Genomic DNA, 22582 nt, shown 5'->3' with positions numbered 1-22582 from the left:
ACGCAATAATGAAATATACTAAAGATAGTGAATTTATGGATTCCCGCTTTCATTTCTACTAGCTCGGTTACCATACAGAAATTACAAGAATACTTACTTATTCAGGATTTCTCTTGATAAGATAATGAAGAAATTGTAGTAAATCTTTAAATAATAGTTGCATAACTATACAAATATCGCAAAAAAATACAAACCAATTTTTTAAGGATTCGTTAAAACCAAAAACCTACATTAAAATACCAAACACTATCTTTTTGTTCAGGGGAATAGCTGTACTTTATTTGGATTGGACCAATAAAACTGTCTACTGCATAACCTAAAGCATAACCTCTGTAATCTGGAAGCGTAAACCACTCTCCAGTATCAAAAATATCATCGTCAATATTTGCCCAATTACCTTCAAGTGTGATGTGGTGTTTGTTAAAAATTTCGTAGTCCATACCAAAATAGGCTTTAACGTAACTATTGCCCGTTAGCGAAATAAAATCATAACCATAAAACGGTATGAAGTTGTTGATAAGATTGTTTCCATAGCCTCCAAGAGCAAAGTCTAAAGTAGTGGTAGATTTGTCTCCCAACTTAAAACCGCCACCTGTTTGAATATTGAAGGATAGTTTAGGCGATACGCTAAACGCATATCCAGCAGTAGCCCTAGCTATTGAAAAGCTTTCGAAATCCTCGTTAAAATGCGATGCAAACAAATAGGTGTGAAAATCGCTGTTAAAAAAAACACCCTTTTTTGGAAAGTATTTATTGTCGTAAGTATCTAATCTCATTATACCAAATACGCTTCCATAATCGGTGCTTTCAAACACAAACTCATCCTGATTGGTCCTGGTTATGGTTTCAGAAGTAACTTCCAAGCGTTTGTGCTCTACACCTAGGCTTAATGCAAAATCTTTCCTAAATAAGGTTTGCAAGTAAAATTGGTTGGTTTGGTCGTGTAATGATGCATTAATTTTATTCAACCCTGTACTTGAAATTTCAGTATCGTCTAATAACAATTCAGCATTTACGTCCTTTTTAAATGCATTATATCTGGAGCGTAAACCAATGCTCCAATAAAAGCCTTTATCTATCAAATACTCAAAATTATAACGCACATTGTCTCCAAAAACCATGTCTAAAGAAGCAATATCATTACCGAAAAACAATCCTTTTTTTGTAAGATTTACTAATGCACCACTTTTGTATAAATCATCATAATGCACACCTAATTTTAAAAATGTTGTGGTTTCATTTTCTTTAACCTCAGCAGTTAAATCGTAAGTACCATCTTCATCTGTTGGTTCTAAATCGTAATAAAACGAATCAAAATTATTGGTTGCAATTAAACTATTTAAACCCTTTAAAAACTTAGAGTAGGGTACTTTTTCACCGCCTTTTAGTTTTAGTTTTCCAAGTATATAAGATCTTGTGTATTTATTATTTCCTCTAAAATCGATACTTTTAATAGTAATGCTATCTCTAACAGCTTTGATTGTTTTTTTGTCACTTTCTGAATCTTTTATTTTAGATAACATATTTAAAGACGCTAATTGGGCCAGTGCTGCTTTTTCTCCATTGGCAATTATGGTATTACCCTCATCAAAAGACACTACGTTGAAATCTTTGATATCTGGTTTGATATAAACATCGGTTTTTGGTGCTTTTAACTTCATATCATTAATCGTTCTGAAGTTATTAATCTGAATCAACACATCGGGCGCAGATACTAACTCTTCAATGTTTAATAATCCGTCCTGAACATCTACCCCAATAATGATGTCCATACCTTTTGCGCGTAGTTCGTCAATAGGATAATTATTTACTACACCGCCATCGATTAATATCTCATTATCTATCCTTACTGGTTGAAACAAGGAGGGTAACGCTCCGCTTGCAATGACGGCATGCGTTAAGTTGCCCTTATCTAATTGTATTTGTTTTCCCGTTTCGATGTTCGTGGCGATACAGAAAAATGGAATGGGCAACTCCTCAAAATTATTAATATCACTAACGTGTAGCATTAATTTTGATAGCAAATTATAGGTGTTTTGTCCTCGTGATAATGCCGATGGTAATTTTACCTTGAAATTGTCGAAGGGTAAGGTAATGGCATAACGTTCAGCGTTATTACGTTCGTTAAAGGCCTTGGATGCTCTTGGTAAATCATCATTTATAATCTTGTCAAAATCTATGCTATTAAAAATAGAATCTAGTTCCTTTCCTGAATAGCCACTAGCATATAAAGACCCGACTATGGCGCCCATACTGGTCCCGGCTACATAATCTACCTTAACCCCTAAACTATCTAAAACCTTTAAAACCCCAATATGCGCCAGTCCTTTTGCGCCTCCACCACTAAGTACTAAACCTACTTTTGGTTTTTGGGTATTTTCTATCGTGTTTTGCGCTTTTGCGAAAAACGTAACTAGAAGGACTAGGATTAATATGATGGGTTTACTATTCAAGTTTTGTTTTTTTAATTATGATGCTACAACTACTAGTTTTAAAAGTGCAGCAGCAAAGACAATGTCTACTGTTGTCGAAATGACTGAGAGAATTTATTTCCCATGATAATAATTATAAACCTTTTCAGCCCGCGATACCCCAACTATAGCTTCTAACTCATCTAACTTTGCATTCGCCACCCGTTTTGCCGATTTAAAGTGCTTTAACAATTCTACAACTGTTTTTTCTCCAACGCCTGGTATCGTTTCCAATTCTGTATTTAAGGCATTTTTACTGCGCCTATTTCTATGATGTTCTATACCAAAACGATGCGCTTCGTTTCGTAATTGCTGAATAATTTTAAGTGTCTCGCTTTTCTTATCTAAATATAATGGAATTGGGTCGTTTGGATAAAATAATTCTTCTAAACGTTTTGCAATTCCGATGATGGCAATTTTCCCTCTCAAACCTAAGGCGTCTAAACTCTTTAATGCTGATGATAATTGCCCCTTTCCACCATCAATAATAATGAGTTGTGGTAATGGCTGTTCTTCATCTAACAAGCGTTTATAACGCCTGTAAACCACTTCCTCCATAGATGCGAAATCGTCTGGTCCTTCAACGGTTTTTATATTAAAATGACGATAATCCTTCTTACTTGGTTTTCCATTTTTAAACACAACGCAAGCTGCCACAGGATTTGTTCCTTGAATGTTCGAATTATCGAAACACTCAATATGCCGTGGTTCCTTATTTAAACGTAAATCTGATTTCATTTGTGCCATAATTCGGTTGGCATGCCTATCAGGATCTACAATTTTCATCTGCTTAAAACGCTCCATTCTATAATACTTGGCGTTCCTTAATGACAAATCTACGATATGCTTTTTATCACCCAATTTTGGTACGGTAACTTTTATAGCTTCTCCCAAATCTACCTTAAACGGTACATAAATTTCTTTTGAATTGGAACTAAAACGCTGTCTTATTTCTGTAATGGCCAACTCTAATAACTCTTTATCCGTTTCATCCAATTTCTTTTTAATCTCTAAGGTATGTGAACGAATGATAGAACCGTACGACAATTGTAAAAAGTTAACATAGCCATAACTTTCATCACTCGTAATAGAAAACACATCTACATTGCTAATTTTAGGATTAACAATGGTAGATTTTGCCTGATAATTTTCTAAAACCTCAATCTTTTCCTTTATTTTTTGTGCCTCCTCGAACTGCATGTTTTCAGCACAACGCTTCATTTGGTCTCGAAATTGAGACAAGGAATCCTTAAAGTTCCCTTTAATAATTTCTTTTATGGTTTTTATATTAGCGTGGTATTCCTCTTCAGTTTCCAAGCCTTCGCACGGGCCTTTGCAATTTCCCAAATGGTATTCTAAACACAGTTTGTATTTTCCTGCTGCTACTTTTTCTTCACTTAAATTATAATTGCAGGTACGTAAGCTATACAGCCCTTTAATTAAATCTAAAAGTGTTCTTACGGTTTTCATACTCGTATAAGGCCCAAAATATTCACTACCATCTTTGAACACACGACGAGTAGGAAACACTCTCGGAAAACGCTCTTTTTTTATACAAATCCACGGATAAGATTTGTCGTCCTTCAACATCACATTATATCTTGGCTGATACTTTTTTATAAGATTGTTTTCAAGGAGCAGTGCATCAGTCTCTGTTTCGACAACAATATGCTTAATCTTTACAATTTTTTTTACCAACACGCGCGTTTTACCATACTCGTGGTTTTTGGTAAAATAAGAACTCACCCGTTTTTTTAGGTTTTTGGCTTTCCCAACATAAATCAATGTATCATCCTTATCGTAGTATTGATAAACTCCGGGTTGATTTGGCAGGGTTTTTAATTGTATCTCTAAATTGGGGGTATCCATTACTGTAAAGGTAACTATTTTATGTTTTTTTTAAATCACAATAGTTTGCAAAGTGATGTGATTTATTTATTGAAAAATCAGCTGTTTGAATTTAGAAATTTTCTACATTGCGCCGCTTGTAAAAGTGCCATAGTAAATAGCATCTTGTTTTGAACTTGCTACTAACCTTGGCTGATAGGTGCGTTAGGGATTGTAGTGGAAAGCCCACAGCCCGACGAAGGAGGGCGAGGACTTGCAACAGAAAGCCCGACCACTTGCCCTGAGGATCTCGAAGGGAAGGGGTAACGCCCAAAACTTTAATTTATAATATATTTAATGACTAAAAAAATAATAGGAAGGGTTGACAAGGTTGACTTTCCAAAACTAAATTTGTACAATGTGCCATCGAAAATAGATACAGGTGCATACACCTCTGCGATACATTGTGCCAAGGTAGAACTTATAGGCGATTTACTTTATTGCTATTTTGATTATGAAAATGCAAAAACCCCAATTGTTTTCAGCGAATTTTCATTAACGGATGTAAAAAGCAGTAACGGTTTTAAAGAAAACAGGTTTAAAATTAAATCTGAAGTTACCGTTTTTGGTAAGTCCTATAAAATTAACTTAACTTTAAGCACTAGAGACGATATGAAGTTTCCTGTTTTAATTGGGCGCCAATTTTTAAGCAAGAAATTTTTAGTTGATGTTGATCTAGAACACGTTTCCTCAAGCCAAAAGCACCATGAATATTGTAATTCTCTCTAGAAATGCTAATTTGTATTCCACCAACCGCCTTGTAGAAGAGGGGGAACTTCGTGGACATCACATTGAAGTAATTGACCCCTTGAAATGTGATATTATTATTGAGAAGGAGAAGCCTTCTATTTTCTATAACGACCGCTATTTAGATTATGTGGATGCCATTATACCAAGAATTGGCGCCTCTGTTACGTTTTTTGGTTGTGCTGTGGTAAGACAGTTTGAAATGATGAATGTGTTTACCTCTGTTACTTCTGATGCTATTATTCGTTCTCGTGATAAACTACGAAGTTTTCAGCGTTTATCTAAAGCAGGTATAGGTATGCCCAAAACTGTTTTTACTAATTATTCCAGAGATATAGAAAAGGTACTATCGCATGTTGGCGGCGCGCCCGTAATTATAAAACTTTTAGAGGGCACCCAAGGTTTAGGCGTTGTTTTGGCAGAAACCAGAAATGCGGCAGAATCGGTACTTGAAGCGTTTAATGGGTTGCAGGCTCGCGCTCTAGTGCAAGAGTATATTGGTGAGGCTAAGGGCGCTGATTTAAGAGCTTTAGTGGTAGACGGACATGTAGTTGGTGCTATGAAACGTCAAGGAAAAGAAGGCGAGTTTCGCTCAAATTTGCATCGTGGTGGTTCTGCTGAAATTGTAAAACTTAGTGAAGCCGAAATAAAAGTAGCTATGAAAGCCTCTCTAGCTTTAAAACTGCCTGTTTGCGGCGTAGATATGCTTCAATCTAATCGAGGTCCTTTGCTTTTAGAAGTGAATTCCACTCCAGGATTAGAAGGTATTGAAGGTGCTACGGGTAAAAATATTGCGAGAAGTATCATAACCTATATTGAACGTAATAGGCATTAATTAACTAATTGTAAATGACTGCAGAACAGAACCCCTTAAACATATTAGGAACTAAAGTAAACCCTGGAGAAACTAAAGAAGTAAATTTCGATGTAGCAAACCTTCATACAGCATCTCCAGTTAATGTTCCTGTAATTATAAGTCGCTCCAAAAAAGAAGGCCCAACTGTTCTGTTTACGGCTGGTATTCATGGTGATGAAGTTAATGGTGTAGAGATTGTGAGACAGTTAATTGCTAAAGGCATTAACAAACCAAAAATTGGAACTATTATTTGCATGCCTGTGATTAATATTTTTGGCTTTATTAATTTAAAACGTGAATTCCCTGATGGAAGGGATTTAAACCGGGTGTTCCCTGGAAGTACCGGCGGTTCGTTGGCGAGTCGTGTTGCCAATAAATTGGTAAAAGAAGTTGTACCACATGCCGATTTAATTATCGATTTTCACACGGGTGGCTCTGGCAGGTTTAATGCACCTCAACTGCGTTACGCTAAATCGCAAAAGAATCTTAACGTACTCGCTGAAGTATTTGGTGCACCCTTTGTGCTATACTCTAAAAATTTAACCAAATCTTTTAGAACTACATGCACAAAACTAGGCAAAGACATGTTGTTATTTGAAGGGGGAAAATCCTTTCATATAGATGATGTGGTTACTAATTATGGTGTAAATGGCTCTAAACGTGTGCTAAAACATTTGGGTATGTTAAAAACTGTGTTCAAGGCTTCCAAACCAAAAAAGCAATGCGTTTTTATTGAAGATAGTAAGTGGCAACGTGCTAAATATTCTGGAATGTTTAAAGCCTCTATTGCGGTGGGCACTAAAATTGAAAGAGAGGATATTATCGGCAATATTACCGACCCTTATGGAAAATTCAACTACTTTGTGAGAGCGCAAAACTCAGGTTACGTGATTAATGTAAATGAATTGCCTATTGTGTACCAAGGAGATGCTTTATTTCATATTTCTACAAAAGTTAAACCGTAGATTATGACCAAAAAAGAACTTCGCAAAAAATATAAAACACTTCGTTTTGAGCTTACGGAAAACCAGATAGACGATTTCAGTATTGCTATTGCGAATCAATTGTTGAAGCTCCCAGTTTGGGAATACTCCTATTACCATATTTTTTTATCAATAGAAGCACTAAAGGAAATAAATACTGATTATATATTAAATATCCTTTCGGGAAAGGACAAAAACATCATCATTCCTAAAAGTGATTTTGAAACTGGAGAGCTGACAAATTATTTGTTAACCGATAACACAGTTATCAAAAAAAACAATTACAATATTCCAGAACCTGTTGATGGCATAGAAATTTCAAATAATAAAATTGATGTGGTATTTATTCCGCTTTTAGCTTTTGACAAAAGCGGAAATCGCGTAGGTTATGGCAAAGGTTTTTATGATAAGTTTTTAAGCCAGTGCAGACCTGAAACCCTTAAAATTGGATTGTCGTTCTTTGAAGCTGAAGATGAGATTGGTGATGTTTTTCAGGGGGATATCGGGTTGGATTATTGTGTAACGCCAAAAACCTTATATAATTTCTAATCTTTTTTTGAGAACGCCCGTTTATTAAACACAATAAGCATTACAAATCCTGTGCTTATTGCCATATCAGCGATGTTAAAAACAGGTTCAAAAAACGTAAAGAATTGTCCACCATATTTTGGAATCCATTCAGGAAGATAACCTTTATACAATGGGAAGTATAGCATATCTACTACTTTTCCGTGTAAAAAAGAATCGTAACCTCCATCCTTTGGGAGAAAAGTTGCTACTTGGTTGTAACTATCGTTAAAGAAAACACCGTAGAAAACCGAATCGATAATATTACCTAAAGCACCAGCAAAAATAAGTGCTATGGCAATGGTTAAAATCCTTGAACTCTTTTTTCTTGTGGCACTGTACAGCCAATACCCTATGCCAAAAATGGCAACTATTCTAAAAAGTGTAAGGAAAGTTTTAGCAGTTCTATCTGATATAAAAGACACAAAATCACTAATACGTGTGCCCCAGGCCATTCCTTCATTTTCTATAAAATATATCTTAAACCAACTGAATACCTCAACGCTATCATGAAGCATAAAATTAGTTTTTATATATATTTTACTTACTTGATCGATAAGTAAAATAATTATAATTAAAATAATGGATTTTTTTAAAGACATTCGTTTTTTTGGATTCCTGCCTATGCAGGAATAACAGTATTGGTAAAAAAGAAACGTCATTCTCTAACAAGTAGAAATTGACGTTTTAGATTATGAGATCCCTTTTTTCATTTCGACAAAGCTCAATGATTACAAAGGAATATTTTATTTCTGCATGTTTTTAGCTTCAATACTTAATGTAGCATGTGGTACCAACTCCAAACGCTTTTTATTGATCAGCTTCCCTGTTACACGACAAACGCCGTAGGTTTTATTTTCAATTCTAATCAACGCATTTTTTAAATCGCGGATAAATTTTTCCTGACGGATGGCTAACTGCGAATTAGACTCTTTGCTCATAACAGCACTGCCCTCATCGAACGCCTTAAATGTTGGCGATGTATCGTCTGTACCGTTATTATGGTCGTTCATATAAGCACTTTTTATCAATTCTAAATCGTGTTGTGCTTTTTCAATTTTTTCTTGAATCAACTTTTTAAATTCTGCCAATTCACTATCCGAGTATCTTACTGTATTTGAAGCCATAATTTTAATGTTTTGTGATACTTAATTTGGTATTTACATCATCAAACGCAATCTCTATACCATTGTTTATTGTATCAATTATTTCTAATTCTTCTGTTAATGTTTCTGTTTTTATATATTCTATGTTAGAGGCAACAGCTTGTTTAAGTTGTTCATCCCTTTGTAATTTTACGTCTATTCTATCAGTTACTTCAAAACCAGAATCTTTTCTTAAATTCTGAATACGATTTACTAGTTCTCTTGCAATACCTTCTTGCCGCAATTCATCAGAAATAGTAACATCTAGCGCTACGGTTAAGGAGCCTTCATTTGCAACCAACCAACCTTCAATATCTTGTGATGTAATTTCTACATCATCAAGTCCTAAAGTAATGCTTTTTCTGTTTATCTCAATATCAAAACTGCCATTTTGCTCTATTTTGTTAATATCTTCGGCAGTAAAGTTCATTACTTTTCCAGCAATGGTTTTCATATCCTTTCCAAAACGCGGGCCTAGTGCTTTAAAGTTTGGTTTTATTTGTTTCACCAAAATATCAGAAGCATCTTCAAGCAGTTCAATTTCCTTCACATTTACTTCATGCTTTATCAAGTTAGAAACTGCTAAAATCTCTTCTTTTTGCTGTGCACTGCTAATAGGAATCATGATTTTTTGGAGTGGTTGACGCACCTTTATCTTCTCCTTAGCTCTTAACGACAGCACCAATGAGGATATTGTTTGTGCCGCTTCCATTTTGCGCTCCAAGCTTTTATCTACATACGTAGATTCGTATATTGGGAAATCTGCTAAGTGTACACTTTCAAACCGTTCTTTTTGGGTTACTGCATTTAAATCTAAATACAACCTATCCATAAAGAATGGTGCAATTGGCGCACCTAACTTTGCTATGGTTACCATGCACGTGTATAGGGTTTGGTATGCCGAAATTTTATCGGTTTGGTAGTCTCCTTTCCAGAAACGCCTTCTACTTAAGCGTACATACCAATTACTTAAATAATCTTGGGTAAAATCTGAAATTACTCTTGCTGCTTTTGTAGGCTCATAATCGGCGTAATACGCATCTACTTTTTTAATTAAGGTGTGTAATTCTGAAAGTATCCATCGATCTAATTCTGGGCGTTCTTCTAAAGTAATATCCGCTTCAGTATAACTAAACTTATCTAGATTTGTATATAAACTGAAGAAAGAATACGTATTGTAAAGTGTTCCAAAGAATTTACGCTTTACTTCGGCAACACCATCTAAATCGAACTTTAAATTATCCCATGGATTTGCATTTGAAATCATATACCAACGCGTAGCGTCAGCACCATAGGTACTTAAGGTCTCAAATGGGTCAATGGCATTTCCGAGGCGTTTAGACATTTTTTGTCCATTCTTATCCAATACCAATCCATTGGATACTACATTTTTATAGGCAATTGAATCAAAAACCATAGTAGCTATGGCATGTAATGTATAGAACCAACCACGGGTTTGGTCTACACCTTCTGCTATGAAATCAGCAGGAAAAGCACTTGCTTTTTTAGATTCTTCGCTGCGCTCTGAATGACAACTGTCAATTTTATCTTTATTCTCAAAAGGGTAATGCCACTGGGCATAAGGCATAGAACCAGAATCGAACCAAACGTCTATCAAATCACTTTCGCGTTTCATAGGTTGACCTGATGGTGATACTAGCGTAATAGCATCTACAATATTTTTATGTAAATCTATTTTCGCATAGTTTTCTTCTGAATTGTTACCCACTTCAAAATCCTCAAAAATATCTTTATCTAAAACACCTGCTTCAATAGCTTTTGCCATTTCCGTCTTTAGTTCTTCAACAGAGCCTATGCATAATTCTTCCTTACCATCCTCGGTTCTCCAAATAGGTAACGGAATACCCCAATAGCGCGAACGTGATAAATTCCAGTCGTTTGCATTTGCCAACCAGTTACCAAAACGCCCTTCTCCCGTACTTTTAGGCTTCCAATTAATGGTATTGTTAAGTTTGTGCATACGATCTTTTACATCGGTTACTTTTATAAACCAAGAATCTAACGGGTAGTATAAAATGGGCTTATCGGTACGCCAGCAATTAGGATAGCTGTGTTTGTATTTCTCAACCTTAAAGGCTTTGTTTTCTTCTTTTAGTTTGATGGCCAACTCAACGTCTAAAGAACGTTCAGGAGCTTCACCTTCATTATAATATTCGTTCTTTACATATTTACCTGCAAATTCTGCCATTTCTGGTCTGAATTTCCCTTGTAAATCAACAAGTGGCACTAAGGTGCCATTGTCATCTTTTACCAACATTGGTGGCACTTCTGGTGTAGCTTGTTTTGCAACCAAAGCATCATCCGCACCAAACGTAGGCGCTGTATGCACAATACCAGTACCATCTTCAGTAGTTACAAAATCCCCTGAAATAACTCTAAAAGCATTCTCTGGGTTATCGTTTGGTAATGCATAAGGTAAGAGCTGCTCATAAGTAATACCTACTAAATCTTTACCAATAAACTCTTTTACTACATAAAACGGTATTTTCTTATCTCCAGATTTATAGTTTAATAATTCTGACTTGCCTTCAACTTTAGTGAATTTTCCAGAAAACTGATAGTTCACCAACTTTTTGGCTAAAACAACATTAATGGGTTTAAACGTGTATTGGTTATAGGTTTCAACTAAAACATACTCTATTTTAGGACCAACAGTTAATGCCGTATTACTAGGCAGTGTCCAAGGTGTTGTGGTCCATGCTAAGAAATGGATATCACCTTCATCTTTTAAAAACTCAGGTAGTGATTTTGGTTTTGCTTTAAATTGAGCAACCACAGTAGTATCGGTAACATCTTGATACGTTCCAGGTTGGTTCAATTCGTGAGAACTCAATCCAGTTCCCGCTTTTGGCGAATAGGGTTGAATGGTATAGCCTTTGTACAATAACTTTTTATCGTAAATCTGCTTTAACAACCACCAAACCGACTCCATATATTTTGGCTCATAGGTAATGTACGGATCCTCCATATCTACCCAATAGCCCATTTTTTCAGTAAGGTCGTTCCAAACATCAGTGTATTTCATTACCGCTTTTCTACACGCGGCATTGTAATCTTCAACCGAAATGGTTTTACCGATATCTTCCTTCGTAATGCCTAATTCTTTTTCTACACCTAATTCTATAGGTAAGCCATGAGTATCCCAACCTGCTTTTCGCTTTACCTGGTAACCCTTCATCGTTTTGTAACGCGGAAAAATATCTTTTATAGCTCTTGCTAAAACGTGGTGTACCCCAGGAAGTCCATTTGCAGATGGCGGCCCTTCATAAAACACATAAGGTTCATTACCTTCTCTTGTAGTTACACTTTTTTCAAAAACATTGTTTTCTTTCCAATAGTTAAGAATTTCTTCTGCAACTTTTGGTAGGTCAAGTCCTTTATATTCAGCAAATTTAGTGCTCATTGAAACTCATTTCTTATAAGTTCGCGAATTTAATGAATTTTAGGAAAATAGCACCTTTTTTATTGTAAAAGAGCCAACTTTTGGTTTGAGCTAAGATTTTTAAAAATACAGTTAACCATATACGCGTAAAACCGTCATATTACGGTAATATTAATTTTAAAACAATTAACGATGACAAACTCATTCACTTCAATATTAATATTTTGTTTTATTCTTGTGGTTAGCTGCAATAACTCAGTAAACAGTCAAGCTCCCAAAGCAGTTAAAGCAACTTTTAAAGCTAAGTATCCTGATGAGAACGACCCTGATTGGCACAAAGATTCGCATGGCAACTACGAATCCCATTTCAAAATAGACGGTATTAAGTATAGGGCAGACTTTAAGCCCGATGGATCATGGATTGAAACGGAAACAAGTATTGATAAAAAAGATTTGCCCAAAGCAATAAGGGATATAATCAAAAAAGACTTCGATGGTGAGATAAGTGAAATTGAAAAGGTAGACCATCATTCCAAAGGAGTGTTTTACGATGTTGAATTTAAGCAAAAAGGGGAAAATAAAGATATTGAATTTAAGGCTGATGGCACCATTATCAATTAGAGTTTAGCTGTCTTTAAAAGTTAAAATAATCTTATAAAACGTAAAAATCCAAAACTTTCGTTTTGGATTTTTACAATAATTATGTGTTCTTTTAAGCTTAATTAGCTACTAGTTTTTTTGTAATTACGCTATCCGTATCTGTTCTAAACACAGCAATGTAGGTACCGCTTGCCATATTTGGCAATTGCAGTCCACTGCTTAATGTTGTGCGTTCTACATCTGCAAGTTCCATAACAACCTGTCCCGTTATACTGTACAGTGCAAATCGCTTTACCTCACCCACCAATTTCTTTGCGAAGAGGATGTTGTTGTTCTTGTCGTAATAAATATAGTTCTCCTCTGTATTAGCCTCCTCTACACTCAATGTAGATGCCTTATTCTGGAACACAAGCTCTAACCTTTGATTAAATATGCCCTGTTCTGAGACAAATCTATATGGTTGACCTTCTCGCAAATTGAAATAGTCTCCAGTTAAATTGTCTCTTAAGTAAATATCCTGTTCAGCCGGTGTATTTTCCAATTCAGATATGTGAATTTCAAACGTATGGTCGCCCGACGATCTGAAGTTTAAAGGCACCACCTTATCTGGTGTAATCTGGCCATAGGCTTGTATGTTCATATTCTTGCCATCCAAAGATAGATTAAGATCGTTGTTGCCCGCATCGTGGGTCTCTGCCTCGTAACCATAATCATAACCGTCCGTGGTAAATTCACTAAACCCTAAAAGCAGCTCGCGCTTGGTATTGGGGCCTGTTACTGATTTAAACTCTAAGCGAATCTTCTGTAGGCTGTTAGGTTTTGAGTCGTTTGATTTTGACTGACCACTTTTTCCTGCTTTCTTATTATCGCCTTTCATGAAGACAGAACCATTGCTGTAATTACCGTTGGCATCAGACTCCTTGATGAAGATACGCTGGCCATTATTGAATTCTACTGTGCCATTGGCCACAATTTCTGTGATAAAGCCTTGGGCTACTGGCAAGTACCTTGTAGGCACTTTTGTACCTTCTAGCCCGCCAGTTGTTGCGCCTTCTAATCCTACAAATTGTGAAGCTCTTACCGCTCCTGTTTTATTTATTTGGGCATAACCGCCGTTATAGGCCTCTAAGTTGTGAGAGTTGCCACTCCATTGCTGCCATAGTTGCAACGTACCATCTATAACACCCGCATTATCGTCAATAAAAGCATGAACGTCTAATGCCGATGGATAAGGGTTACCTAATAAAAACTCAGTCTTGCTTGTGCCTGCAACAGAACCTGCTCCTCCTCGGTCTTCTACGTCAACCAGAATGGTACCATTGTTGGGCTTACCTTCAAATATGTACTGCTGTTCAATTAATGGTGCCCCTGTACCCTTTTGAGTATAGCCTATACCAGGGCTTATTGCTGTACTCTTGGTAATACTTGCCCAATCATAGTACGTTAGACCATTGATATAAGTATACAACCAAAATGTGCTTACACGCCCATTGGGAGTATAATCGGTTGTAAAATTCATGTTTGCACCAGACTCATCCTTAAGCATAAGTAAGGTAAATGAGGAATTGTTCGTGTTGTTAGTAGATGTGTTGTTATCTTTATAACTAGTAGCACGCAAACTGCCTACAGGTGACGCCCAATAGTTATACCAATAAGGATTGGATACTCCTTCTTGCCTCCTAAGTAGCTTGCCATATGACCCTGTCATCAAATCACTCGTCTCTGTCTGAATTAATTGACTATCGCCCAATAAATCTATTGTGCCGTTTAAATTAATATACCATGTATTTTCGAGAGCATGATCACTCTCTACAGTGAATGTAGCTCCAGAATCTATTACTAAACTAGAAAAAGATATATCCTCATTAATAGTAACATTATTTGAAATTTGCACGATGCCATACTCATTCACTGATGTTGGATCTTCTATATCCCAAACATCGCCATGAGCCCAAGTAGATTCTGATGACCACGACCCAGAGTTTGTTGCTTGGTAAGGCATGGGCGCTGTTTGGTCTTGAGCTGTTTCAATAAAGTTAATATATAGCATGTTATCGTAACTAGAATAGTCTTCCGTACGTCCCGTTACAATGTTTGTCATAGGGTAATACGCAATTAGGTTACTCCATGCAACCGTATTGTTCGAGCTAATATCATGAATGGGCTTTAAAACCACTTTACCTCTAACTTTTCCGCCACTTTGCTCAATTTCTTGATATACCATTTGACTTATTTGGCTTTGAGTAAGTGCCACATCAAACACCCTTATCTCATCTATATCGCCTTTAAAGTGCAGATGATCTGCAACCCCTTCAGTTGATAATCTTCCAACCTCGAAACTTCCGTTAGAGTCTTCAGTATTTTCTATAACAGCCCCTGTGTTACTTACAGTAGCGGAGCCAGATGATTTACCATCAACAAAAATGCTCACTGCGCCTGTAGTACTATTATAAGTACCTGTTATATGGTGCCATTCATTTAAATTAATTGAGCTACAGGTAACTGTAACTTCAGAGTTTCCAGCAGTTTTTACTGTGAATTTTGGAATATTTCCATTTTCTAACCAAAGCTTGCAACCCGAATCTTCTCCTGCAATTACCATATCAGTAGAATTTCCTGAGTCTGACTTCACCCAAACCATTAATGTTACGTTGCTTAAGCCATCAATAAATGCATCTCTTGATAAATAATCATCTACACCATCAAAATCAATAGAGGCTATTGGTGGTGGATTCGGACTAAATAAATCTCTATAATCTAAATCTCCTCCAGACATTAAATCACCATCATCATCTGGCAAAATAGATAAATCTGTTGGATCTTCTATGTCTTCGTTTACATCCCAAATAGCATCATTAACGCCAGAAGTTTCAAAAGCATTATTTAAACCATCATCATCAACATCTGCTGCTGTAAAGGTATCTGCCATACCATTTTCCTGTATATCAGTATACCCATCGTTATCAGAATTTGAATCAATAAAATCCGGAATCTTATCATTATCTGTATCCTGCGGGTAAATACCGCTGCCGTAGGCCAAATCGATACCTGTTGTTGGGTCTATTGTCCCAGAGGGTAAAATATAACCTACAGTTGGCTGGCCTTCAATATTATCTGGAATACCATCATTATCAGCATCTATATCTAGGTGATTGAAAAATCCATCACCATCGGTATCTTCACCACGAACAATATTTAGTGAATTAGCATTAAAATCTAAAAATTGACATTGTGTAAAGGACATACCAAACTGTCTTGTGGTAGTTCCTGAAGATGTTTTTATTGCCTGCATCCTCATTGAAAAAGAATTACCGACGAATTGGTAATATGCTCTAAGTACTTTTAAATCAGAAAAACCTGGACCCTCTTGTAAACCAGATGCACTTATTTGAATATCTCCTCCTCCCAAATTCAATACTTCTAGTGAAGTTGGGTTTTCCGTACCATATGCAGCAGGATCATAATATATTACTGATTCCTTTAAACTACCACTACCATCACAATCCCAGGTTATTCCATTAACTCTAAAAATTTCAGTTGATGGTGTTGTTGTACCTGCATTTACAATAGTAAAATTAAACGTTGCTCCTGGCGTTCCTGTTCCCGAAAAACTTAATGCTGTTTGTAAGTTACTTGGTGTATCAACAGAATCATCATCAATATTACTAATTGTTGTATTCGTTAACTCTGTAATTTCCATTAAGATATCATAACCTTGTATAGAATTACTAAATCTATACACTGCTCCAACTGTATCAATTGCCCCCGAACTTGCCGCAGCATCATAAACTCCGTTTTCAAAAGCTAACTCGGGTAAGGTACATTCAAATCTATTCTCTCCCAAATTCTCAATGGAGTCTGATATTCCATCGGCATCGTCGTCATAATCTAAATTATCAATAATACCGTCTCCATCAGTATCTGGTTGGGCACTGCAATTAGCGTCACCACCCGAGACATTAAAGTAAATATTATGTCCGCTAGTATTAGCACCACTACCATTATTATTTATAACTTGGGTACCGGCTACAACAACAGAAACATAGCTTGAACTTGTCCAGCCATCATTAGCTACATCGTATAGTTTAATGTAATAGTTATTTCCATTGGCAACACACCCTAAGTCATATTTAGAGCCATATCTATTAGTAACACCCTGTTGAGAAGAGACGTAACATTGGCTGTCATCGCAAATAGTGGCGATTAAATCGTTTGATGTGTTATAAACTTCAAGCTTATTTTCGAAGGCATCACCGTTCCAGACAACTGTTATCTGTACATCAGAGTATTGCGCAAAGGAAAAATTAAACGCAAATAGTGCCAAAAACACACTGAAAAGTAGTTTTAGTTTCATAATTAATAGATTTGGGTAAATCAAAATTACTTTATTATCAGGCAGTTATATATTTTTTTCGTTCAAATATGAAAAAAATCTACTAACTACCCTTTTATCGATGAAATGCATTAGTATTACATCAAATTCTATGCTCTTATTCATATTAACTATTCTAAATCAACATCTGCTGACATCATTCTCCTTCATTATGCCTTATGGTTTACAACGCTTGTATTCGCTGTCATAAATACATTACTATCATCACCCAAATCAATAATTTCAAGTATGCCATCTTTACCTGTATCCTTTTTTTTACAGTTGAAATTCACATTGGTGTTGGTTATCAAGCATGTGTTTGAATTTCCTGATAAAACAAAGAAAAGCAGCAATAAAAAACTGAATAGTAGTTTTATTTTCATTATAAATGGATTTGGGGAAATCGATTTAATTTAAACACTTATACTATATGTTAATACGTACTAAACAGATAAGCCTAAGCTTATGATACAATTGAAAACAACGGATTAATTTGTGAAACAATAGCTTGAGGGAAGATTATTTAATTATTTCACAATAAGGCATAACTATGCCAATAATACAACAAATCTAGAGTAAATAATCGATAAAACCAATTAAAAATCAGATAAAGTGTAATATTTTTTCGATGAAATGACGCCTATAAAACAAAACACTAATGGGAATAATGAAAATTTCTAAAATTACACAGCTCACAACTACATTAAACTATCAGGTCAACTAAATCTTCAACTTTAGAAATTAATTGAATTTTAATGGCAGTATTCTTCAAGGAAATCTTATTGTATTTAGACACAAAAATAGTTGAAAATCCTAATTTTTCCGCTTCCAAAATACGTTGCTCAACCCTTTGTACTGGACGAATTTCACCAGAAAGTCCAACCTCAGCCGCAAAACAGAAATCTTGTTGCAATGCCTCATCTTCATTTGAAGACAAAATTGCCGCAACTACTGCTAAATCAATAGCAGGATCATCAACGGTAATACCTCCTGTAATGTTTAAAAACACATCTTTCGCACCTAAACGAAATCCTGCTCTTTTCTCCAATACAGCTAAAAGCATATTTAAGCGTTTTGCATTAAAACCTGTAGCGCTACGTTGGGGAGTCCCGTAAACTGCGGTACTTACTAGCGCTTGTACTTCAATCATTAATGGGCGCATACCCTCTAAAGTTGCTGCAACAGCATTTCCAGATAGTTCTTCGTCCTTCTTGGAAATTAATATTTCTGAAGGATTCGATACTTCTCTTAAGCCAGAGCCTTGCATTTCGTATATGCCCAATTCGTTTGTAGAACCAAAACGATTTTTATGGGCTCTTAATATTCTAAACACATAGTTGCGATCTCCTTCAAACTGCAACACCGTATCTACCATATGCTCTAAAATTTTTGGGCCTGCGATATTACCGTCTTTGGTGATATGCCCAATAAGGATTACTGGGGTAGACGATTCTTTCGCAAACTTTATAAGTTCAGTGGTGCATTCTTTTATTTGCGAAATACTTCCAGAAGAAGATTCAATATAATCACTGTGTAACGTTTGAATAGAGTCGACAATGACGATATCTGGTTCTATGGCTTCAATTTGCTTAAAAATGTTTTGAGTTTTTGTCTCAGTGAGAATGTAACAGTTATTATGTTCTGGATTAATGCGTTCTGCACGCATTTTTATTTGTTTCTGGCTTTCCTCACCTGAAACATAAAGAACTTTATAAGGTAGTCTTAATGAAATTTGAAGCAATAATGTGCTTTTTCCAATTCCAGGCTCGCCACCTAAAAGCGTTAATGATCCAGGAACTATACCACCACCTAAAACCCGATTAAACTCATGGTCTAAAGTGTTAAGCCTTGCTTCTTCCGAAAGATCAATGTCCTTTATTTTAAGAGGCTTCGAAACACGTTTTGTTGATTTGGAAGACAGCTTCCAATCACTCTTCTCTGGTTTTTGCAACACTTCTTCCGTAATGGTATTCCACTCTTTACAAGCATTACACTGCCCCTGCCATTTGGCGTACTGCGTGCCACAATTTTGACAAAAAAAGGTTGTTTTTACTTTCGCCATAAGCTAATACCCAAAGTCCTGTTTTATTGCATCTGCCAACTCTAATACTTTATCTTTTGTAATACCAGCAATTTCATCTAAAGTGTAAGCAGATTGATAGGTTTTCATTGCTTTTTTAGGCTCTCCCATTTCTTCATAAAACCTAGCTAAATAGTAGTTTCCCAGTAATGTTTTAGGGTACTCTTTTCGAGCAAGTTTTCCTAAAGATTCGTAATATTCAAACAATTCATTTTTCTCTATGGCTGCCGCAATAGCTCTAAAATCATTAATGAGAATTTGCTTTTCAATACCAAATAAATCCTTTATGGCCTGGTATTTTTCCTCTAAATATACCACAGGTGAAATCTCTAATTCCAGAATTTCATCATTGTATTCCTTTTTGCTTATAGGTTGAAAGACTTTAAATATATTTTGAAGCGCATTAGGAATAGCGTGGGCAGGAGATGAATAATGCGTTGAATTTTCAAAACTATTAAAACTATATGATAGGTTTTCGTTCTCTATGGCTGACAAATCGGTATGCAATGCTTCCGTCATTTGTTTAATAGATTTAGTGTCTGCTGCAGAGTTCGCTAAATAGTAAAATATTTTAGACTCTATTTTGGTTAGACTTTCAGGGATATAATCTAGCATTTGAGGCGCAAATTCTGGACTAGCCACGATGTAACCTTGAAATAACGGCCTCGATTTCAACAAATAGTAATTAATAAAATTTGCAGTATTACCATGCCCAACAGCTACCCTAAAATTTACAGTTCTAAAATTAGTTTCTATGTAAGGCAGTAGTTCCATCCCAATAAATTCAAAAAAACTAGCACCAGTTTCAACTGGTAACGAGTTTTGCTCAGAATATAAGCAATCATCATATTGCGTTTCAGCTTGGTTAACCCCAACTACAATGGCTTCTGGCATATCTTCCCAATAGGAATAATAATCAACATTTCCCGCAACGGCTTCAAACAAGTAATCTCCATCCAAAACCACAAAAACTGGATAGCTTTTATCTTCATTTGAATTGTAGCCTCTAGGTAATTGAATTTTTATTTGGCGTTCTTCCCCAAGTTTGGTGGATTTGAAATTTTCATATTTTACCTGTGCAGTGATGCTATGAGAGACTAAAAATAATATCAACAGGAAATTGATAATCTTTTTCATTTTAAAATGATTTGAGAATTTACAGTGGCAAGGTAATAAATTAAGCTAGAGATTGAAAGTTAAGCTGCATTGCTTAAGAAGATTTCTTTCTGTTGAAAATTGGCAGGTACATAAGTGACAACCCACCAAAAATCATAATCAACAAAGTTTGGGAAGACCAAATTATCCATCCGAAAGCGCGACTTGGGTCTTCTGGAATGAAAAATAACGTTGTAAATACCAAAACGATAGCTTCAGGATAAGACCCAATACCTCCATTAGTAGCAGCTATACTAAAGCTAGCTGCAATAAAGCCTATTAAAATAGCGGCAAAAGGTATATTATGCATTTCTTCTAAAGAAAAAGACGTTATATAAAACATCAGTACATACATCGTCCAAATAAATAGCGTATGAAAAATGAACGCCCATTTCTTTTTCATTTTAAAAATACTTAAAGCGCCCTCTACCAAACCACTAACAAAGTTCTTGATTTTTAAGGCCACTTTTGAATTGCTTTTTTTAATAAACCTAAAGAAGAACACAATTAAAATTAAAAATACCACAAACGCTCCAGTTATTTTTATAGGATTAAATTTTTCAATTAAAAATCCGTAAATAAAATCAAACTGAAGAAAAAGTGTAACAGCAATTATTCCCAACATTACAATCATGTCTGCAATACGCTCCGCCACAATAGTACCAAAGCCTTTTTCAAAAGGCACTCCCTCATAGTTGGTTAGAATGGAAGCTCTCGCAACTTCTCCTGCTCTTGGAATCGTATAATTTATTAAATAGGTGGCAAAAACAGCCATTATACTATTACCTAATTTAATGCTGTACCCCATAGGCTCCAATTGAAATTGCCAACGATATGCCCGAGATAAATGACTCAACAAACCAAAGAACATGCCTAACAGCACATAGGTGTAGTCTGCCTTTTTAAAATACTTTAAAAGTTCCTCTATGGAAATTTGCGACAAAGAATACCAAACTAAAAGCACTCCCAATATTAGTGGGAGTGCAATAGTTAATATTCTCTTTATTTTAGGATTCAACCTCTTATTTTAACAAGTTTGTAGCTTCATCAGGGAAGACTAAAGATGGCTTAAATACTTTTGCCTCTTCAATATCCATGAACGCATAAGTAATTAAAATTAATGTATCGCCTACCGAAACTTTTCTAGCAGCTGCACCGTTTAGTGTGATTTCACCGCTATTTCGTGGTCCAGGAATACAGTAGGTTTCCAAGCGTTCGCCATTGTCGTTATTTACAATTTGAACCTTTTCGCCTTGTATAATATTTGCAGCATCCATTAAATCTTCATCAATAGTGATACTACCAATATAGTTGAGTTCTGCACCAGTGCACTTTACTCTATGAATTTTAGATTTTACAACTTGAATTTGCATGTGGCAAAGGTAATTAATTTAATGCGATATTATCAATAAGTCTAATTTCGCCAGCGTAAACCGCAATAAATGCACGATACGTTTTTTTGTTTGATTTTCGTTTTACTGGTTTTAAGGTTTTAGTATCAGCAATTATAAAATACTCCAACTTAAGTAAATCATGGTTTTTAAACTGGTTCTCAACCCATTCCGTAACTTTATTAGCACTTTTTGTGCCAAATTTTGTTTTGGCAGTTTTTAGCGTTTTATAAATAAAAGGTGCCGCATTTTTATATTTTGATTCTAAGCGTGTATTGCGAGAACTCATAGCTAAACCATTGGCTTCACGATGAATTTCACACCCAACAATTTTTACTGGAATACGGTACTTTTCAACAAGCTTTTTGATAATTTGTAGTTGCTGAAAATCTTTTTCTCCAAAATAAGCTTTATTAGGTGCTACGATTTCGAAGAAACGTTTTACAATAGTACCTACACCATCAAAATGGCCATAGCGGAATTTCCCTTCCATTTCGTACTCTAAACCATCAAAATCAAATGTTTCAGAAACTGTGTTACCGTCATATATGTCTTCAACTGTAGGCGCATATACTATTATATCTGTTTCACTAACAGTTTCCAATAACTTAACATCGCTTTCAAGCGTTCTGGGGTACTTTTCTAAATCGGTTTTGTTATCAAACTGTGTAGGGTTCACGAAAATACTAACTACCGCAACATCGTTTTCTTTAAGAGCTCTAATTACCAATTGCAAATGGCCTTGATGGAGCGCACCCATAGTTGGTACCATTCCTGCCGATAGATTTTTCAATTTTAATGCTTCAACCGCATTTATTATCTTATGTTTTTCAGTATAAATTTTCACAGTTCAATAAAAAATTACCGGGTGCAAACTTATGATTTTACGGGGAATTTGCATAAATTTTTGTACTTTTGCGTGTTT

At 35.6% G+C, this 22582-nt stretch carries 17 protein-coding genes; 5 read left to right on the top strand and 12 right to left on the bottom strand.

The window, feature by feature from the left end; translation table 11 throughout:
- Positions 1-212 precede the first annotated feature (212 nt).
- A complete protein-coding gene (locus BMY39_RS03120) occupies positions 213-2453 on the bottom strand; it encodes a patatin-like phospholipase family protein (RefSeq protein WP_092575207.1) in 2241 nt (746 codons plus the stop codon).
- 93 nt (positions 2454-2546) lie between these two features.
- Positions 2547-4340 (bottom strand): excinuclease ABC subunit UvrC, encoded by a 1794-nt coding sequence (gene uvrC, locus BMY39_RS03115; RefSeq protein WP_092575204.1) that lies wholly within the window; start codon positions 4338-4340, stop codon positions 2547-2549.
- 315 nt (positions 4341-4655) lie between these two features.
- Here uvrC and BMY39_RS03110 point away from each other — a divergent pair, with 315 nt between their 5' ends.
- From BMY39_RS03110 to BMY39_RS03095, 4 genes are read left to right on the top strand one after another with little or no spacing between them, the layout of a single operon-like run.
- Complete coding sequence (locus tag BMY39_RS03110; protein ID WP_092575201.1) at positions 4656-5087, top strand: ATP-dependent zinc protease family protein; 432 nt, start codon at positions 4656-4658, stop codon at positions 5085-5087.
- Positions 5065-5940: a 30S ribosomal protein S6--L-glutamate ligase gene (rimK, locus tag BMY39_RS03105; protein WP_092575199.1), complete on the top strand. Its 876-nt coding sequence runs from the start codon at positions 5065-5067 to the stop codon at positions 5938-5940. Before BMY39_RS03110 ends, rimK begins: the two co-directional genes overlap by 23 nt.
- 14 nt (positions 5941-5954) lie before the next feature.
- Positions 5955-6926, top strand: coding sequence for a succinylglutamate desuccinylase/aspartoacylase family protein (locus tag BMY39_RS03100; protein ID WP_092575197.1), 972 nt, complete (start codon positions 5955-5957; stop codon positions 6924-6926).
- A gap of 3 nt (positions 6927-6929) precedes the next feature.
- A complete protein-coding gene (locus tag BMY39_RS03095) occupies positions 6930-7493 on the top strand; it encodes a 5-formyltetrahydrofolate cyclo-ligase (protein ID WP_092575195.1) in 564 nt (187 codons plus the stop codon).
- Here BMY39_RS03095 and BMY39_RS03090 read toward each other — a convergent pair.
- The 3 genes from BMY39_RS03090 to ileS form a co-directional block, all read right to left on the bottom strand.
- Positions 7490-8113, bottom strand: a complete 624-nt coding sequence (locus BMY39_RS03090; RefSeq protein WP_092575193.1) for a lipoprotein signal peptidase — start codon at positions 8111-8113, stop codon at positions 7490-7492. The two genes, BMY39_RS03095 and BMY39_RS03090, sit on opposite strands and share 4 nt — an antisense overlap.
- Before the next feature lie 144 nt (positions 8114-8257).
- Positions 8258-8638, bottom strand: coding sequence for a TraR/DksA family transcriptional regulator (locus BMY39_RS03085; RefSeq protein ID WP_092575191.1), 381 nt, complete (start codon positions 8636-8638; stop codon positions 8258-8260).
- A gap of 4 nt (positions 8639-8642) precedes the next feature.
- Positions 8643-12080 carry an isoleucine--tRNA ligase gene (gene ileS, locus BMY39_RS03080; RefSeq protein ID WP_092575189.1) on the bottom strand — a complete coding sequence of 1146 codons (3438 nt, stop codon included), beginning with the start codon at positions 12078-12080 and terminating at the stop codon, positions 8643-8645.
- Positions 12081-12251: 171 nt separating this feature from the next.
- On the opposite strand from ileS, the gene BMY39_RS03075 reads away from it, so the two are divergent.
- On the top strand, positions 12252-12680 hold the full coding sequence (locus BMY39_RS03075) for a PepSY-like domain-containing protein (protein WP_092575187.1): 429 nt from the start codon (positions 12252-12254) through the stop codon (positions 12678-12680).
- A gap of 97 nt (positions 12681-12777) precedes the next feature.
- Here BMY39_RS03075 and BMY39_RS03070 read toward each other — a convergent pair whose 3' ends face one another.
- The 7 genes from BMY39_RS03070 to panC form a co-directional block, all read right to left on the bottom strand.
- Complete coding sequence (locus BMY39_RS03070) at positions 12778-17013, bottom strand: LamG domain-containing protein (RefSeq protein ID WP_092575185.1); 4236 nt, start codon at positions 17011-17013, stop codon at positions 12778-12780.
- A gap of 188 nt (positions 17014-17201) precedes the next feature.
- Positions 17202-17414 carry a hypothetical protein gene (locus tag BMY39_RS03065; RefSeq protein ID WP_092575183.1) on the bottom strand — a complete coding sequence of 71 codons (213 nt, stop codon included), beginning with the start codon at positions 17412-17414 and terminating at the stop codon, positions 17202-17204.
- A gap of 320 nt (positions 17415-17734) precedes the next feature.
- Positions 17735-19093 (bottom strand): DNA repair protein RadA, encoded by a 1359-nt coding sequence (gene radA / locus BMY39_RS03060; protein ID WP_092575180.1) that lies wholly within the window; start codon positions 19091-19093, stop codon positions 17735-17737.
- A 3-nt stretch (positions 19094-19096) separates the two neighbouring features.
- Positions 19097-20248 (bottom strand): alpha/beta hydrolase, encoded by a 1152-nt coding sequence (locus tag BMY39_RS03055; RefSeq protein ID WP_092575177.1) that lies wholly within the window; start codon positions 20246-20248, stop codon positions 19097-19099.
- A gap of 73 nt (positions 20249-20321) precedes the next feature.
- The gene (locus BMY39_RS03050) at positions 20322-21284 is read right to left on the bottom strand and encodes a lysylphosphatidylglycerol synthase transmembrane domain-containing protein (protein ID WP_092575174.1); all 963 of its coding nucleotides are present in this window, start codon (positions 21282-21284) and stop codon (positions 20322-20324) included.
- A 4-nt stretch (positions 21285-21288) separates the two neighbouring features.
- Entirely contained in the window at positions 21289-21639 is a 351-nt protein-coding gene (gene panD, locus BMY39_RS03045) for an aspartate 1-decarboxylase (RefSeq protein WP_034042051.1), read from the bottom strand.
- A 13-nt stretch (positions 21640-21652) separates the two neighbouring features.
- On the bottom strand, positions 21653-22504 hold the full coding sequence (gene panC, locus BMY39_RS03040; protein ID WP_092575172.1) for a pantoate--beta-alanine ligase: 852 nt from the start codon (positions 22502-22504) through the stop codon (positions 21653-21655).
- Positions 22505-22582 lie beyond the last annotated feature (78 nt).

Source organism: Hyunsoonleella jejuensis (assembly GCF_900111025.1).
GTDB lineage: Bacteria > Bacteroidota > Bacteroidia > Flavobacteriales > Flavobacteriaceae > Jejuia > Jejuia jejuensis.
Note: the sequence above shows the minus strand (reverse complement) of the source record. Positions and strands in the feature narration are given on the sequence as shown.

Coding starts and splice junctions, on each gene's coding strand:
- uvrC (WP_092575204.1), bottom strand. CDS start 4,340: ATGGATACCCCCAATTTAGAGATACAATTAAAAACCCTGCCAAATCAA.
- BMY39_RS03110 (WP_092575201.1), top strand. CDS start 4,656: ATGACTAAAAAAATAATAGGAAGGGTTGACAAGGTTGACTTTCCAAAA.
- rimK (WP_092575199.1), top strand. CDS start 5,065: ATGAATATTGTAATTCTCTCTAGAAATGCTAATTTGTATTCCACCAAC.
- BMY39_RS03100 (WP_092575197.1), top strand. CDS start 5,955: ATGACTGCAGAACAGAACCCCTTAAACATATTAGGAACTAAAGTAAAC.
- BMY39_RS03095 (WP_092575195.1), top strand. CDS start 6,930: ATGACCAAAAAAGAACTTCGCAAAAAATATAAAACACTTCGTTTTGAG.
- BMY39_RS03090 (WP_092575193.1), bottom strand. CDS start 8,113: ATGTCTTTAAAAAAATCCATTATTTTAATTATAATTATTTTACTTATC.
- BMY39_RS03085 (WP_092575191.1), bottom strand. CDS start 8,638: ATGGCTTCAAATACAGTAAGATACTCGGATAGTGAATTGGCAGAATTT.
- ileS (WP_092575189.1), bottom strand. CDS start 12,080: ATGAGCACTAAATTTGCTGAATATAAAGGACTTGACCTACCAAAAGTT.
- BMY39_RS03075 (WP_092575187.1), top strand. CDS start 12,252: ATGACAAACTCATTCACTTCAATATTAATATTTTGTTTTATTCTTGTG.
- BMY39_RS03070 (WP_092575185.1), bottom strand. CDS start 17,013: ATGAAACTAAAACTACTTTTCAGTGTGTTTTTGGCACTATTTGCGTTT.
- BMY39_RS03065 (WP_092575183.1), bottom strand. CDS start 17,414: ATGAAAATAAAACTACTATTCAGTTTTTTATTGCTGCTTTTCTTTGTT.
- radA (WP_092575180.1), bottom strand. CDS start 19,093: ATGGCGAAAGTAAAAACAACCTTTTTTTGTCAAAATTGTGGCACGCAG.
- BMY39_RS03055 (WP_092575177.1), bottom strand. CDS start 20,248: ATGAAAAAGATTATCAATTTCCTGTTGATATTATTTTTAGTCTCTCAT.
- panD (WP_034042051.1), bottom strand. CDS start 21,639: ATGCAAATTCAAGTTGTAAAATCTAAAATTCATAGAGTAAAGTGCACT.